This is a genomic window from Mycolicibacterium novocastrense (assembly GCF_001499835.1).
GTDB lineage: Bacteria > Actinomycetota > Actinomycetes > Mycobacteriales > Mycobacteriaceae > Mycobacterium > Mycobacterium novocastrense.
In genome coordinates, this window is the sequence record NZ_LQIH01000011.1 from 32,344 (window position 1) to 46,352 (window position 14,009).

Annotated in this window: 14 protein-coding genes and 1 pseudogene; 9 read left to right on the forward strand and 6 right to left on the reverse strand. The window is 63.5% G+C overall.

Annotated features, from left to right (window positions below):
* Positions 1–22: 22 nt before the first annotated feature.
* Together AU072_RS09890 and AU072_RS09895 are read right to left on the reverse strand one after the other, a co-directional pair.
* The gene (locus tag AU072_RS09890) at positions 23–1,411 is read right to left on the reverse strand and encodes an FAD-dependent oxidoreductase (protein ID WP_064413623.1); all 1,389 of its coding nucleotides are present in this window, start codon (positions 1,409–1,411) and stop codon (positions 23–25) included.
* Between the two features lie 6 nt (positions 1,412–1,417).
* On the reverse strand, positions 1,418–2,029 hold the full coding sequence (locus AU072_RS09895) for an undecaprenyl diphosphate synthase family protein (RefSeq protein ID WP_064413624.1): 612 nt from the start codon (positions 2,027–2,029) through the stop codon (positions 1,418–1,420).
* A gap of 767 nt (positions 2,030–2,796) precedes the next feature.
* On the opposite strand from AU072_RS09895, the gene AU072_RS09900 reads away from it, so the two are divergent.
* Positions 2,797–4,023 (forward strand): hypothetical protein, encoded by a 1,227-nt coding sequence (locus AU072_RS09900; RefSeq protein WP_064413625.1) that lies wholly within the window; start codon positions 2,797–2,799, stop codon positions 4,021–4,023.
* A 5-nt stretch (positions 4,024–4,028) separates the two neighbouring features.
* Positions 4,029–4,787 (forward strand): class I SAM-dependent methyltransferase, encoded by a 759-nt coding sequence (locus tag AU072_RS09905; RefSeq protein ID WP_064413695.1) that lies wholly within the window; start codon positions 4,029–4,031, stop codon positions 4,785–4,787.
* 11 nt (positions 4,788–4,798) lie between these two features.
* Here AU072_RS09905 and AU072_RS09910 read toward each other — a convergent pair whose 3' ends face one another.
* Positions 4,799–5,746 (reverse strand): dTDP-glucose 4,6-dehydratase, encoded by a 948-nt coding sequence (locus AU072_RS09910; RefSeq protein ID WP_064413626.1) that lies wholly within the window; start codon positions 5,744–5,746, stop codon positions 4,799–4,801.
* A gap of 84 nt (positions 5,747–5,830) precedes the next feature.
* On the opposite strand from AU072_RS09910, the gene AU072_RS09915 reads away from it, so the two are divergent.
* The gene (locus AU072_RS09915) at positions 5,831–6,817 is read left to right on the forward strand and encodes a hypothetical protein (protein ID WP_235629839.1); all 987 of its coding nucleotides are present in this window, start codon (positions 5,831–5,833) and stop codon (positions 6,815–6,817) included.
* Here AU072_RS09915 and AU072_RS09920 read toward each other — a convergent pair.
* Positions 6,807–8,027 (reverse strand): peptidoglycan DD-metalloendopeptidase family protein, encoded by a 1,221-nt coding sequence (locus tag AU072_RS09920; RefSeq protein ID WP_064413696.1) that lies wholly within the window; start codon positions 8,025–8,027, stop codon positions 6,807–6,809. The two genes, AU072_RS09915 and AU072_RS09920, sit on opposite strands and share 11 nt — an antisense overlap.
* 455 nt (positions 8,028–8,482) lie before the next feature.
* Here AU072_RS09920 and AU072_RS09925 point away from each other — a divergent pair, with 455 nt between their 5' ends.
* Positions 8,483–9,595 (forward strand): DUF4062 domain-containing protein, encoded by a 1,113-nt coding sequence (locus AU072_RS09925; RefSeq protein WP_064413628.1) that lies wholly within the window; start codon positions 8,483–8,485, stop codon positions 9,593–9,595.
* 600 nt (positions 9,596–10,195) lie between these two features.
* Here the strand turns inward: AU072_RS09925 and AU072_RS09930 are convergent.
* Together AU072_RS09930 and AU072_RS09935 are read right to left on the reverse strand one after the other, a co-directional pair.
* A complete protein-coding gene (locus AU072_RS09930; protein WP_082680752.1) occupies positions 10,196–10,612 on the reverse strand; it encodes a hypothetical protein in 417 nt (138 codons plus the stop codon).
* 31 nt (positions 10,613–10,643) lie between these two features.
* Entirely contained in the window at positions 10,644–10,940 is a 297-nt protein-coding gene (locus AU072_RS09935) for a hypothetical protein (RefSeq protein ID WP_133147275.1), read from the reverse strand.
* Between the two features lie 105 nt (positions 10,941–11,045).
* Between AU072_RS09935 and AU072_RS27570 the strand changes: the two genes are divergently transcribed.
* The 5 genes and pseudogenes from AU072_RS27570 (at position 11,046) to AU072_RS09955 (ending at position 13,924) form a co-directional block, all read left to right on the forward strand.
* Entirely contained in the window at positions 11,046–11,552 is a 507-nt protein-coding gene (locus AU072_RS27570; RefSeq protein WP_082680753.1) for a phage portal protein, read from the forward strand.
* Positions 11,549–11,695: pseudogene (locus tag AU072_RS28930) on the forward strand (HK97 family phage prohead protease); the annotation flags it as partial. The gene AU072_RS27570 and the pseudogene AU072_RS28930, both read left to right, overlap by 4 nt.
* Before the next feature lie 26 nt (positions 11,696–11,721).
* Positions 11,722–12,111 carry an HK97 family phage prohead protease gene (locus tag AU072_RS28565; protein ID WP_082680754.1) on the forward strand — a complete coding sequence of 130 codons (390 nt, stop codon included), beginning with the start codon at positions 11,722–11,724 and terminating at the stop codon, positions 12,109–12,111.
* A 263-nt stretch (positions 12,112–12,374) separates the two neighbouring features.
* Complete coding sequence (locus AU072_RS09950) at positions 12,375–13,304, forward strand: phage major capsid protein (protein WP_235629840.1); 930 nt, start codon at positions 12,375–12,377, stop codon at positions 13,302–13,304.
* The gene (locus AU072_RS09955) at positions 13,304–13,924 is read left to right on the forward strand and encodes a hypothetical protein (protein WP_064413632.1); all 621 of its coding nucleotides are present in this window, start codon (positions 13,304–13,306) and stop codon (positions 13,922–13,924) included. The genes AU072_RS09950 and AU072_RS09955 overlap by 1 nt, the downstream gene beginning before the upstream one ends.
* The last annotated feature ends 85 nt before the right edge of the window (positions 13,925–14,009 follow it).

The following is a 14,009-nucleotide window of genomic DNA, read 5'->3' on the forward strand; positions in this document are numbered from 1 at the left end:
GCAAACGCCGGCGGGCGAAGTACTAGACCTTCAGCAGCCCGGACTCGTGGTAGCGGCGCTCCTTGTTGACCTGCCAAGGGTCGACGCTTTCACCGAAATACCGCTTGACGCTGTGCATGGCACTGAGCATCGCGTGGTCCTGGTTGTCGTAGCGGTGCATGCCGTTGCGTCCGATCGGATGCAGAGACGGGTACTGCCTGCGGAGGTAATCCCGAATCTGGGCGACGCTTGACTCCATCGCCGGATTGCAGATCGGGTAGGCGAATTGCGAGCGGACCACCATGACGCGCTCGATAGTGGACGGATCGAAACCCAATGTGCGGAGGTCGCTTTCGACCATCCGTCGCATGTGAGCGTCGTCGGCGGTCCACAGCGCTGAACCTGCACCGATGAAGTACTCGAACCCCAGGTACGTCCCATCCCAGCCCGGTGGTGTGAGGTCATCCGACCACTGGCGGTAGTTCTGGATACGGCCCACCCGCAGGTCCATGCCCGGTGTGTACACCCAGTTGAAGGGCAGCTCTCGGCGCTCGCCGAGGGCGACCGCGACCGTGATCAGCCCTCGGTGCTTGAGCTGGGCGGCGGCCTCCCAAACCTGCTGTGGCGGGGCGGGTTCCAGGGCATTGACCAACATCTGCAGGGGCATGCTGGAGAAGACGGCATCTCCCATGACGCTGTCCCCGTTGCGCAGTTCGATCGTCCACCTTCTGCCGTCGAAGCTGAGCTTGACCACCGGTGAGTCCAGCGACGGTTCGACACCGAACCGCGCCAGCTCCGATGCCGCGGCGTCCCAGAGTTGACCGGGCCCGCGGCGGGGATAGAGAAAGGCGTCGGCGGCCATGGCATCTCGACCGCCCCACACGATCGGCTTGATGCGCTGCTCGGCCCAGTCGCTGGTGAGTTGAGCGGGCTCGGCGAGCCACGTCTTGCGGACGTACCCATCGAAGAACATGCGATACCAGTAGTCGCCGAACTGGTACCGGCCCCACTCGAGGAAAGTCGCAGAGTCGTCGAGTGAGCGCATCCCACGGCGCATCCTGGACCACAGGAGACTGCCCAGGCCACGCGCTCCGCGCCCATAACCCAACTGCGTCAGCAGGTTTCGACCGAGCAGCGGATAAGGCACGTAGTGGCCGTCGACGAGCATGGCGGAGCGCCTCGACACCGCGTGCCACTCACCGGCCGGCAGGAGGGATTTCCAGAGTTGAAGGATGTGCTCGTTCTTGGTGAAGAAGCGATGACCGCCCGGGTCGACCCGGAAACCGTATTCGCCCGGAGTGCGCGCCAGACCGCCAACGTTCGACGATGCCTCGAACACCTGGGCCGCGACGCCGTTCTTCGCCAGTTCGAGTGCGGCGGTGAGGCCGGCAGGGCCTGCGCCGATGATCACGGGACGCCGGTCGGAGTGCATCGGTGCCTACCGTCCCCGAAGCTGCGGTGTGCGCCGGTAGTCGTCGATGAACTCGTCGATGTGCCGCTCTTCGAGTTCGTTGAGCGGCGTCGTCAAGAACCGCAGTTGAGCGTACTGGGTCTGCAGCGGAAGGAATCCGCTCAAAAGAGGCTCGGGGGAGGTGCGGATGACCAGGTCGACGTCCTCGATGTCGAATGCGCCGTTGATTTCGCCGCCCTGTTGCTGCGCTTGCGCAACGGCTGCTCGTAACTCGTGATTCGCGTCGTAGGCGGCGAGGATGTTGATGCGGAATTCCTCTCCGCGCATGACGGATTCGGCGTGCTCGGCCGCCGCGACGTAATCCTCCGGTAGCAGCGTGCGGTCACCGTACAACCGCACACTGCAGGCGTCCGGCGCGAAGCGGGCGGGGATCAGGTGGGTCAGGAAGTGGATCGACGCGTTGAACACGGGCTCGAGCTCGGCCTGACTGCGGGCGAGATTGGCCCGGCTCAGGTTGTACACCGACACCGTCCGTACGTTGTGTCGGCGTAGCACCTGAAGAACGTCGGCTACCTTTTCCGCGCCCTGTAGATACGCCTCAGCCAAGGAGATGCCACGGCTTTTCGCCCATCGGCGCATACCGTCTGGGATCAAACCGACATGGGCAGGCTCGCAGCCCGTCAATACGTGCAACCTGTCCCCCCCGTAAGCACGCTTATACTAGAAGTAAGAGTAGTTATCTCGTACCCATAAGTCCATTTATTGAAACAAACTCGCGGAGGTTCCTCTATGGTCCCTCTTGCGAAGGGCTGGCGGACGGCACCAAGGGGAACGGATTGAAGGTCCTGACCTGCGACGGTGGCGCGTCGACCTGCGCCACGCGCACTCCCGCCCGAGTCGGGGCACAGCCAACGATCGGCTACTGCCTCGCACGAGATCTCGTTCGGGCCCATTCAAACCCCTTTTAATTGTTCCTTCCTAATAGGTATGACACTGCCGATCATGAGTCAAGTTATTGACAAAAAAAGGATGGTTTTCCGTGTTACCGAGATATGGCTGAAATATGGCATCCGGTGTCAATGGGCTGCCTTTAGGGGGTCGATACGTGTCGTTAACTCGCAAAAACAGCAAATTGCCAAGCCCGATGAACCAAGCATCTCCAGATAGGTTGCTTGCCGAGGAAACGAGTGCTAGAGCGCGGTGCGCTCCAGCCGGCGGTGCCGCTTTTGTTCCCGAGGCGTCAATATCAGCGAAGATGTGGGGTTCGGCGCGGATACTTCGGCGAGGAGAGCGATTCCCGACGAGTCGCGAGATCAGGACCGATCCAACGCTTTCCTCAGCGCAACCCTGAACGGGCTGACACCATCGACAAGCCGGTAGGCGCCGGCAGGAGAGGTGGGTCCGCGGTGGCCGTGGCGCAGAGCCGTTATCGGGTACTGCTGGGGTTCGGCGCCTTCTATTTCATGGGCGCGCAATTGGGCAGCGTTCTCGCCGTCCTGCCGTTCCTTCTGGTGTCCGAGGACATGAACGTCGCGGCGGGTTTCGTCGTGCCGAGTTTCAGCATCGGTTTCGTGCTCGGGAATGCCATGTCATCGCAGGTGCTCAAACGGTCTGGGCACCGGACGAATGGCGTGATCGCCGCCGCTGCGGGCGCCATCGCCGTCCTGACCGCGCTCGTCGCCACGGCCGCGTTGCACAACACCCTGGTGGTCTTCACGTTCCTCTCGTCATCGGCGCTCATCGGTGGCGCGATGGGAGTGGCCAACAACGCGTACGCCGAGATCATTTCGCGCATGATCACCGGGGCGCGGCGCAACGACCTGGTGCTCAACCAGCAGGCGCTCGGGGCGATCCTCACCGTCGCGGCCACGCTGCTGCTCATTCCGCTTCTGCCCAACCGCGATACCGCTGACGGACATCTCGATGTGCTCTGGTTGGGCGCCGCGGCGATGGGGGTCGCCGTCGTGGCCGCGATCATCGTCGGGCCGTCGAGGCCGGGGACGGTGGCTCCACCCCGCCGTATGGTCGACGATTTTCGCGAAGGGCTCGCCGTGCTCCGTACCACCGGTTGGTACCGGGTGTTCCTGATGACGCAGATCGTGTTCGTCCCCCTCGTGGTGAACGAGACGTTCTTTGCGCTGCGTACGTCGCTGGCCCATGTCGATACGGCCGGCAGCCTGCACATGATCGTGATCGGTTCGGCGGCAGGGTTGGTCGCCGGTTCGTTCTTGTGGCGCAACGTGTTCGGCAGGTCCGGAGTGCGCGGGATGCTCGTGTCGAGCGCGTTCATCAGCTGCGTAGCGACGGTGATCTGCCTTGCCAACGAACTGGTCTTCGCCGAGCCGCAGCTGTGGGCGTACGGTGTGGTCTTCTTTCTCGTCGTCCTGTCGAACGCCGCGATCGCGGCGGCGACGGTGTCGTGGATCAGCGCGTTCGCGCCCGAAGAACAACGCCCCGTGCTGATCAGCTTCGCCGCTACGCTCGCCGCTGTGGTTACCGGGATCCTCGGCGTGGCCTTTGGCCTGCTGGCTCAGACCGTCGCAATCTGGCCGGTGTTCGTCGTCTTGCTGCTCTGTGCGATCGCCCTGGCTCTGGCGAGCCGCGCACCGGACCGCACCGCGGTGGCCGGGTGAGCTCGATGGGGCGGTCGTTCACAGAACTCGTCACCGAGGCGGCCGCCGAGCCCATCGACGGCTGGGACTTCTCCTGGCTCGACGGCCGCGCCACCGAAGAGCGGCCGTCGTGGGGCTTTCAGCGCCTGCTCAGCCGACGGCTGGGTGAGGTGTCGGCGGCACTGGACCTCTACACCGGCGGGGGAGAGGTGCTCGCCGGGGTGGAGAAGTTCCCGCCGACGATGGCGGCCACCGAATCGTGGCCACCCAACGCGGCCAAGGCAACCCGGATGCTGCACCCCCGCGGCGTCGTGGTGGTGCAGACCCGTGGCGAACCGCCCTTGCCGTTCGCCGACGAGGCGTTCGACCTGGTGAGCAGTCGCCACCCCATCGCCGTCTGGTGGGGCGAGATCGCCCGTGTCCTGCGGCCCGGCGGAACCTATCTGGCCCAGCACCCGGGGCCGGCGACCGCGCTCGAACTCATCGAAGCCGTGATGGGGCCGATGCCGGAGTTGGGCGCGCACATGGAGCCCTCCGTGCAGGCCGCGCATGCGCAGGCGGTCGGTCTGCAGGTCGTCGACATGCGCCTCGAAAAGCTCACCGCCGAGTACTACGACATCGGCGCGGTCGTCTACTTCCTGCGCAAGCTCGTCTGGACGGTGCCGGACTTCACGGCGGAGCCGTACCTCACGCGCCTGCGCGCGGTGCACGAACACATCGAGGCGCACGGCCGGTTCGTCACCCATCCCACCCGGGTGCTCGTTGAGGCCCGAAAGCCGTTGTAGGCTCCGACGATTCAGCGGGCCGGGAGAGGCTGCTGTTTCGCCCACTCGATGTAGCGATCGATCCCTTCCCAGATCTTCACCTCGGGAGCGAAACCGATCCGCCGCGCGAATTCGATGGATGCCGGGAAGCGGGTCACCTCCCCGGGGCGTGGGGGCCCGTTGACCACCTTTGTTCCGAACCTTTCGGCGATGTAGTCGGCGATGTCGCGTACACGCGTGTTCACACCGCTCGCGACATTGATGGCACGGCCCGCCAAGTCGTGCGTGTTCAACACCAGCCGGTATGCGTTCACCACATCGCTGACGTGGAGATAATCCCTGGTGGCACTTCCGTCTCCGAAGATCACGAGGTCTTCGCCCGTCAACGCCTTGCGCACGAGGATGGGGATGAGTGCCCCGTACGCGCCGCTCTTCTGGCGTTCGCCGAAGATGTTGAACGGCCGGACGATGGTGATGTCCATGCCGTAGGACCGGTAGTAGGAGTACGCGAGACGATCGGCGGCGGCCTTCGAGGCCGCATACGGGCTGTTCGGCTTCAGTTCGGCGGTTTCGTCCAGCAAGCTGCCCGGGCTCAGGCGATGTCCGTCGCCGTACACCTCGCACGTCGACGCGAGTATGAGCCGTGCCCCGTATTGGCGGGCGGCCTCCAAAACGTTCTGCGTCCCCGCCACATTGGTGTCGACGAAGCTCCTCGGATCGCTGAGCGACTTGTCGACGTTGACGTTGGCCGCCAGGTGAAAGATCACCTGGTGATCGCGCGCCGTCTTGCTGACCAGCTCCCAGTCGGTGACCGAGCCGAACACGATGTCGGCTCGGTCATTGTTCGCGATCGCGCCCAGATTTTGCTTGCCGGTCACGGAAAAAGTGTTGAGAACGGTCACGCGGTGCCCGGCTGCGAGGAGGGCTTCGCTGAGGTGACTCCCTTGGAAGCCGGCGCCGCCGGTAACGAGGATCCTCACCGTAAAGTGCTCCCGTCTCACGACATATGCCGCATTATGATTACCACCCGGCGCCGCTGGCGGTATGCGAAAAGGATGCATCGAATGTGCGACGTCGCCGCGGAACACCGGGGACAGATCGAGGCGTGGTGCACCCACCCTGCCCTGAGCGAACTGGTCGACATGTTCGGCGGGTGCATCCCACCGGGCCTCACGCTGAGCGCACGGCTCGCGTTCCTCGACGAGTTCAGCGGGGTGTGGGACTACCGGGCCAAAGCGCGCCAGCAGAGCGCGGCCCGGTTCCACAACCAGGATGCCGGCGGGGCGGTCCGGTGGCTGATCCCTCGTCTCGACCTGCCTGGTGATCAGCTCGAGCGGATCGAGAGCTTGGCGGATCAACTGGGACTCATCGCCGAGTTACAGCCCAGCGGAACCGAGTTCGATCACGTCGTCGTCATCGGCGGTGGGCGGTACACGAACCTGCTTCGAACCCGCTACGCCGGTGAGATGGTTGCGAGCCGCCGCGTCGGCAATGTCGTCCTCGCCGCGGCGTCGCGACGCCTGTTGGACTCCGAGGCCGACGCCGTCGCCGCCTGCGCGCCGGGCGCACGGACCGAGTTCGAGTTGATGGTCGCCGCCGCACGCAACGTGTTCGGCCTCGACGTCGACGAGGTCTACGCGCACGTCCAGCGTCGTGTCGACCGCGTGCAGTCCAACGAGACGGTGTGGCGCTTTCCGCCCGACAGCAACGAATTCGGGGTTCCCGTCATGCTGCTCGAGACGCCGTCGCCCGATCCCGAACGCCGTCGAGCGAATTCGGCTGACACGTACACGTTCGCCGCACAGACGGCCGGCATGCACGGCTCGTCGTGCCTGATGGTGACGGGTCAGCCGTTGGTGCCCTATCTGCACTTCGAAGCCTTGCGGACGTTGGCACTGCGATACGACATCCGTTTGCAGTCAGCCGGTTTCGGCGTGCACGAGTACAACCGGCTCAGCGCGATGGACCAGCAGCATCCGGCCAAGCTGCTCCAGGAGGTGCGTTCGACGATCCGGTCGGCGCGGGCTCTGGAGGATCAACTCAGACGATGATCTTGCAGGGCGACGACGGCGGGAACGTGCCCGACACCGGACGCGGACGCCCCGACGGCGTCCACGGCTTGAGCCCCATGTTCCCCAGATGACGCACGGGGTTGACGTGCTCGCCGTCGACGCGGACCTCGAAATGCAGGAAACCGTCGGCAGATTCGGCCTGCGCCTGCAGGACGCCTATTTGCGCACCCGCGTCGACCCGGGAACCCACTTCGATCCGGCGATCGTCACCCGGCCGGAAGACGTAGCAGGCCTGACTGTCGGCTCCCGAGATCGTCACCGATTGCAGCCCTTCGTCATCGAGGTCCACGACGCGGCTGACGATGCCCGACGTCGCGGCATGGACCGGGGTTCCCGGTGCCGCCGCGAAGTCGACGCCGGGGTGGAAGCCGGTGGCGCGGCGGCCGTAGCCCGACGCGATTGCCAGCCGGTCGCGATCGATGGGCACGCGGGCGCCGGGTTCGGCGGGGTCGAAGTCACCTCGTGCCCGCCGCCGGTAATCGGAGCGCAGCAGGTCGAGCTCGTCGTAGGCGTACCCGAACAGGAGGGCGCGGTCGTAGGGCACGCCGTAGTTCAACTCGGAGTGGGGATCGAGCTTTTGGTAGTGCTCGACCTTGGCGATCCGCTCGGCCAGCGTCGACCACCCGGTGTGCAGCAGGCGTACGTCGTTGGCGACCCCGATGCCGCCGTGTTCGGTGATGTTGGCCGGCCAGTGCGGGTTGTGGATCGCGCGCGTTCCGGCGCGCAATCCCGGACGCCAGCGCCAGAACGGTCCGCGCATCGATTCGGCCGTGCCCATCAGCGGGATCATGTCCGGGTAGTCGGGATCGTCCCAGCTGGGGATCATCGGACACATCAGCGCCGCGACATCGTCGGGGACGCCGGCGAGCATCGCCGGGATGTCGATGTCGGTTTGGACCACCTGATCGGAGTCGATCATGAAGATCCAGTCGGGGCGGCAGAAGTCGGCCATGCGGTAGAGCAATTCGAGGCCCGGCGGTTCGGGGATCAGCCACGGGGTCTGCGGAAGGTCGGCGCGGGCGTGCACGACGTTGGTGACCGCGGGATGGTCGTGCAGGATCTGTGCGGTTGCGTCGGTGCTGCGGTCGTCGACCGCGTAGACGTCGTCGCACCAGCCGGCCAGGGCATCGAGCACCCGCGGCAGCACGTCCTCGCCGTTGTGGACGCGGAACATCGCCAGCACCCGCATCATCGCCTACTTCCGCTGACCTGCGGTTCGGCGGTGTGGCATACCGGCGCGGAGAGCATCGCCGAGAGCATAGCGATGATGATGTCGGTACCGCGGCCAGTTGCGCGGGTGTCGCATTCAAGGGACCGCCGGAGGGGTCGAACACGCGCTACCGGCTGCTGCTGGTGGCTAGTGGAGCGGGCGACGGGAATCGAATCTCCGGAGCTTGTTTGGAAGGATATTTCTGCGACCGTCCGCGCAGTCGGTAATGGCTGGTCGTTGGCCGCTACGATGGCCGAGATTTACAGGTCTACCTGCGATTACGGTACGGCCGCCGCGAGGCGACTGCGGTACGACTGCGGACAGGCACGGTACGGGTGCAGCCGTAGGTACGGAGTAGGTACAGGCCAGGAGTTGCCAAGACACGCCGGACGACACGCCGAGAACTGTGGGACGAGCCCCATAGGGTCGGTCGCGTGGACAAGCGGTACCAAGTCTTCGTGAGTTCGACGTACCAGGACCTTGCCGAGGAGCGCGCTGCTGTAATTCAGGCGATTTTGGGACTGGATCACTTTCCCGCTGGCATGGAGTTGTTCCCCGCCGCGAACGACGATCAGTGGACGCTTATTCAGCGAGTGATTGATGAGAGCGATTATTACGTCGTGGTGGTCGCTGGGCGGTACGGAAGCGTTAGCGCCGAGGGCATCAGCTACACCGAGCGCGAGTACGACTACGCGGTTGAGATTGGTGTACCAATCCTCGGGTTTGTTCACGGCGACCCAGACAAGATCGAAGGCGGGAAACTGGAACCGACCGAAACGGCGCGCAAGAAGCTCGCGACGTTCCGAGAAAAGGTCATGTCGCGAGTGGTGAAGCAGTTCACTAGCCCCGCTGAACTCGGAGGCCACGTAACCACAGCGCTGATTCGTGCAATCAAAGACAACCCACGCGTGGGTTGGGTTCGTGGCGACAAGGCAATGACCGAGGAGACTGAGCGTGAAATTCTCAGGCTCAGAGCGGAATTGGCTGAGGCGCGTGAGAAGTCGCAAACGCTGATTCTTGAACACACTCAGTCGATTGACCGCTCTACCCTCGCGCAGGGCGATGACGACATCTCCATGCCTCTTCGTGTCTGGTCCAAGGACTACTACGACAATTCGAGCGTCGTGGTCGACGCCACCGTCAGTTGGAATGACATTCTGGCCGCGATAGGCCCCGTGATGATCGACGAGGCAACTGAGGCCGAAGTTGAGGAGAAGCTTGAGGTTTGCCTTTACTACGGCAAAATGTCCGAAGACGACCGTGCTGCGGTGAACGCGATCAACAACAGAGCCGCTGGTGTCGATGACGACGACTTTGAAACTGTACTGGTGCACTTTCGGTCGCTAGGCATTATCGAGTCTGGCATCAAGAAACGGGTACCCAGCGATACCAACAGGTATCTACGTCTGACGCCCATAGGTGTAGAGAAGCTCGCAGCGTTGAAAGTTGTTGCAAAGAAGGAAAATGAGGAAGTGGCTGCAGAGCATCCTCCCGTGAAGAAGGCCCCGGCCAAGAAGGCCCCGGCTAAGAAGGCGTCGTCAAATTAAACACAGGTAGCGCTAGCCGCGTTTCTCTTGGCCTTGGGCGCACTAGTGCTCCTCACACGGCGGCCAACCTTGGTGTTGCCCTCTCAACTCGGTGAGGAAGCCGAGGCGGGGAGCTGGCCGACAAACCGCTCAACCCGCCCCGGCGACCGCGCTAGCGACTGACGTAGCGCGGTCTAGCGCATCCGTAGCCGTGTGCCCGCCGCGCGGACGCCTGGCGGTGCTGGCGGTGTGCCGGGCGGCCATGACGGGGGAGCCGGGTGCTGGTAACCCCCTCCCTGGCCACGTCTCACGGGGCAACCTGTTCACCGGGGTAGCCCTTGGCTTCGTCGCGTGGCCTGCGGTGTTGGCGTGGTTGGCCTACGCCGTATTCGTTGCGGGACGGATCAACTCTGGGGCTGCGAGCGAAATACTTGCCGCCTTCGGACGGTGGCCGGCTGTTGAGGTGTGGCGCGACTGGTCCTGACCCCCAGGAGAACTCGGTGCTTTGGTCACCGGCTTGTTCGCAGTGCAGCCGAAGCGGGTTCTGCGCCCCGTACCGCTTTGGCTCGTGCGGCGGCGGATCACGATAGGGCTCTGGGTTGCGTACGTAACGGCCCACGGTTATGTCTTAATCGTCGGCGGCGCGTAGTCGACATTGGTCGTGATCTGCACGACGACCGCTGCGCCTCGGTGCCGGGTGCCGGTACCGAACCCGCACGCAAAGAAGCTCTCCTGGATCGGGTACGGTCCGCGCCCCGGTATATGCCGCAGGCCCTGGTAAGCCGGGTTGATGTGTTCGCGGAAGCCGACCGGGTTGCTGTCGCTATTCGGGCCGCCCGTAGCGACCAACGCGGCGTAGTAGCGAGGCATGTAGTTGGACTTGATGACGAGGGCGTTGTTGTAGGAGCCCCACACCTGGAGACCGTTGTACTCGGCGTTGGGGATTGGGCCGTAGATATCTTCGATTGAGATCCACGCGGGCATAAGGGCACTCGGGATGAAGTCGTACTTGGGCACCGTTGCGCCGCCGTAATCCACGCCTGCCTTCCACGCCGCAATGCTCGATGCTTCAAAAATCGATGGGGTTGACGATCAACACGAGCTGCGAGCTGGCCAGCAATCCGTAGCCGTGCTCGGTGACGTGCTTGATCATGTTCTCGACATCGAGTGCATCGAGAACTGTTGAACCGGTGATCAGGTAATGCTTGTGTGTCCCATCGAATTTCGTCCCCAGATAAGGCGGCGGCGTCATGCCGTCGCCGTTCCACAAGCCGTAACACATATGGCCCCACTCGTTTTGCTCTGTTGCCGGGTCCAGCCACCGGCGCAGAACAGAGCCGGTCGTGAGTTTGTTGTCGGCCGACACCGAGAAGGACGGCATCAGTCGTAGCGAGATTCATCGCCGAATGCAGCTCGCCGACAAGTTCAAGACAGATGGTCAAGTGTCCCACGCGTGGGATAAGTACGACTCATGGCGGCGGCTCGCGAGGGAGGAACTGCCGAAGGCTCCACGCAAGGAGAAGTCAGAATCAGTGTTGTCAATCGCCGACTCAAAATTTCCCCTTGGAGCATCGACCCCCAGTCCGCCCAGTTCCTCGAAAGCCGCGCCTTCGCTGTTGACGAGGTCTCCCGGTGGTTCGGTATCCCGCCCCACCTTCTGGGGCAGACCGAGAAACAAACATCCTTCGGCGCGGGTCTCAGTGAGCAGAACCGCGGCTACGCCAAGTACACCCTGGAACCGTGGACCCGCCGTATTGAAGTCCGGTTGACCCGCCTGCTTCCGCCAGGTAAGCGAGCTGAGTTTGATTTCCGGTCGCTGGTATCGCCAGACCCGGAAACAGAAATAACGCTCATCCTCGCCGAAATTGCCGGTGGTCTCTTGACCGTGGACGAGGGTCGACGACTGATAAATCTGCCGCCACATCCGAAAGATGCACAGCAGAAGGGCGATACGCCTGAACAGGAGCCCGCTGCATGACCAACATCGAACGCCGGTTCACCGGAGTCGAAACCAACCTCACCAAGAACCGACTGAGCGGATACGCCGCGGTCTACAACACCCCCAGCGACATCGGCCCGTACTGGGAAATGCTCGAACCCAAGGCTTTTAGCTCGGCTCTCGCCTCACCCGATTTGGACGTGGTGGTCTGTTCAACCATGACCCCAACCTGCTGCTGTCGCGCACACCGGACAGTCTGCGACTGTCCAGCGATTCGCACGGACTCGAGTTCGAGATGTCACTCATCGACACGGCGGTGTCCCGCGACGTGCGCGCCTACATCGAGGCGGGACTGATCACCGGGTGCAGCTTCGCTTTCATCGCCGACGAACAACGCTGGGACATCCACGAGGGCCGAGACCTTCGGGTCCACACCAGCATTGCGCGTCTCGCCGACGTGTCGGTGGTGCCCCATCCGGCATACAAGGCGACCGAGGTCGCCCTTCGCAGTAAACCCCCGGCCGTCTCCGAGACGTGCCAATCCCAACTCGCTCGGGCGCGTGCTCGGGTGTCCCTTCCCGAAAGGACCAATCATTAAGAAGAGCATCGAGGAGATCCTCGTCGAACAGCGCGCCATCATCGATGCCGCTGAGGCTGAAAGCCGCTCTCTGACTGACGAAGAGGTCAGCCAGTACGAAACCTTGGAGACTGAACTGAAAGCCGCTCAGAAGACTGCTGAGATCCGTTCCCGGCAGAGCGCCTACGAGGCCCCCCACGCCAGCCTGCAGGCCGCGGTCAACGTCGCGCCCAAGGCCGAAGATGACACCCTCACGCGGGCTTATGACCTACTTGCGTTCCGGCGTGCCGAATCAGGATATCGCCGAGCTGAGGGCACAGTCGGTTGGCACCGATTCCGCTGGTGGCTACTCGGTGCCGCAGACGATGCTGAACCGGATCACCGAACGCATGAAGGTATTTGGCGGGATCGCTGCAGAAGCGGAGACCATCACGACAGAGTCGGGCGCCCCGTTGGAGTGGCCCTCGGTCGACGACACTCAGAACTCGGCGGTAATCGCGGCCGAAGGTACGGCCTCCGGCTCAGGCGGTGCCGATATCGTTTTCGGCACCAAAAGCCTCGGGGCGTATCGCTACGTAGCGCCAGGGGCATCGAACAATCCTCTACTTATCTCAAAAGAGCTGCTTGCCGATTCAGCTTTCGATATTCAATCGTTCGTGATCGACAAGCTGGCCACCCGCATCGCGCGGGCACAGGCTGTGCATTGGGTCAACGGCACCGGATCAGGCCAACCTGACGGCATCACCACCAACACCACCACCACAACGACATTCACGACGGCCGCCATCGATAAGGACGACCTGATCGCCGCGATGCACGACGTGGACCCCGAATACGGTGAATGCTGTGTGGGTTTTTCGGATTCGACGCTGGAAGCGATTCGGAAGTTGGAAGATTCTCAGGGACGCCCCCTGTGGCTGCCGCAGGCTCAGTCCGGTCTCGAAACCGCCATCGGTGGAACGCTTTTCGGCCATAGAGTGGTCATCGACCAGGCGTTCAGCGCCTATGCCGACGACACCACCAACAAGTGGGGCGTGTTCGGCGATGTGCGCTCTGGCTACGTCATCCGGCGCGTTCAGGACGTGCAGGTGCTGGTGAACCCCTACACCAACATGGGCACCGGACAGGTGGCTTATTGGACGGATGCCCGTGCTGACGGCACCGTGAACGACGCCTACGCCTATACGGTGTTGAAGAACGCGGAAGACGCCTAATGCCGTGGCAGCCGTCCTATGCTTCGGCGGCTGAACTGGCGGGCTGGCTCGGGGTCGATGAAGATCCCGAGCTGGCCTTGGCCACCGAGGCTGCCTCACGCGCAATAGATCAGGCCACGGGTCGCCAGTTCGGTCTGCTGTCGAGTTCCGAATTCCGCTGGTACACATCAGGATGGTTTCGGGACAGATGGATCATCCCCATCGATGACCTGATGACGAACGCCTCTCTTCTGGTGGAGGTCGACAACGATCAGGACGGCACTCCCGAAGCCGAGATCACCGACTACCGACTGACTCCCGTCAATGCCGCCGCCAACGGCCGGCCGTGGACTCGCATCGAGGTGCTGCCGTCGTCTCAGGTGAAACCCAACGGGCTGCACCACGGGGTACGGGTGTCAGCCCGGTGGGGGTGGACGAACGTCCCCAGCGCCATCCACTACGCCTGCCTCGTGCAAGCGGCACGGTTCTACGACCGCCGCCACAACGTCGGCGGGACGCTCGCCAAGCAGCGCGTCGATGATGTCGAATACGGCTGGGACGCTTCAGCTACCGGCCAGGAGCTGGACCCCGACGTGCTTGCCAGCATCGCGGGGTACCGGCGGTTGTGGGGGGCGATGTAACTAAGGGTGAACGCAAATGACAGCGTTCCGCGGCCTTCGTAGACCACAATGACTCTAAAGGAACTATCTTCCGACGGTCGAACAG

Bases quoted from the DNA above. Each gene is read 5' to 3' on its own strand.
- AU072_RS09890 (WP_064413623.1), bottom strand. From the start codon at position 1,411: ATGCACTCCGACCGGCGTCCCGTGATCATCGGCGCAGGCCCTGCCGGC.
- AU072_RS09895 (WP_064413624.1), bottom strand. From the start codon at position 2,029: ATGCGCCGATGGGCGAAAAGCCGTGGCATCTCCTTGGCTGAGGCGTAT.
- AU072_RS09905 (WP_064413695.1), top strand. From the start codon at position 4,029: ATGGGGCGGTCGTTCACAGAACTCGTCACCGAGGCGGCCGCCGAGCCC.
- AU072_RS09915 (WP_235629839.1), top strand. From the start codon at position 5,831: ATGTGCGACGTCGCCGCGGAACACCGGGGACAGATCGAGGCGTGGTGC.
- AU072_RS09920 (WP_064413696.1), bottom strand. From the start codon at position 8,027: ATGCGGGTGCTGGCGATGTTCCGCGTCCACAACGGCGAGGACGTGCTG.
- AU072_RS27570 (WP_082680753.1), top strand. From the start codon at position 11,046: ATGGCGGCGGCTCGCGAGGGAGGAACTGCCGAAGGCTCCACGCAAGGA.
- AU072_RS09955 (WP_064413632.1), top strand. From the start codon at position 13,304: ATGCCGTGGCAGCCGTCCTATGCTTCGGCGGCTGAACTGGCGGGCTGG.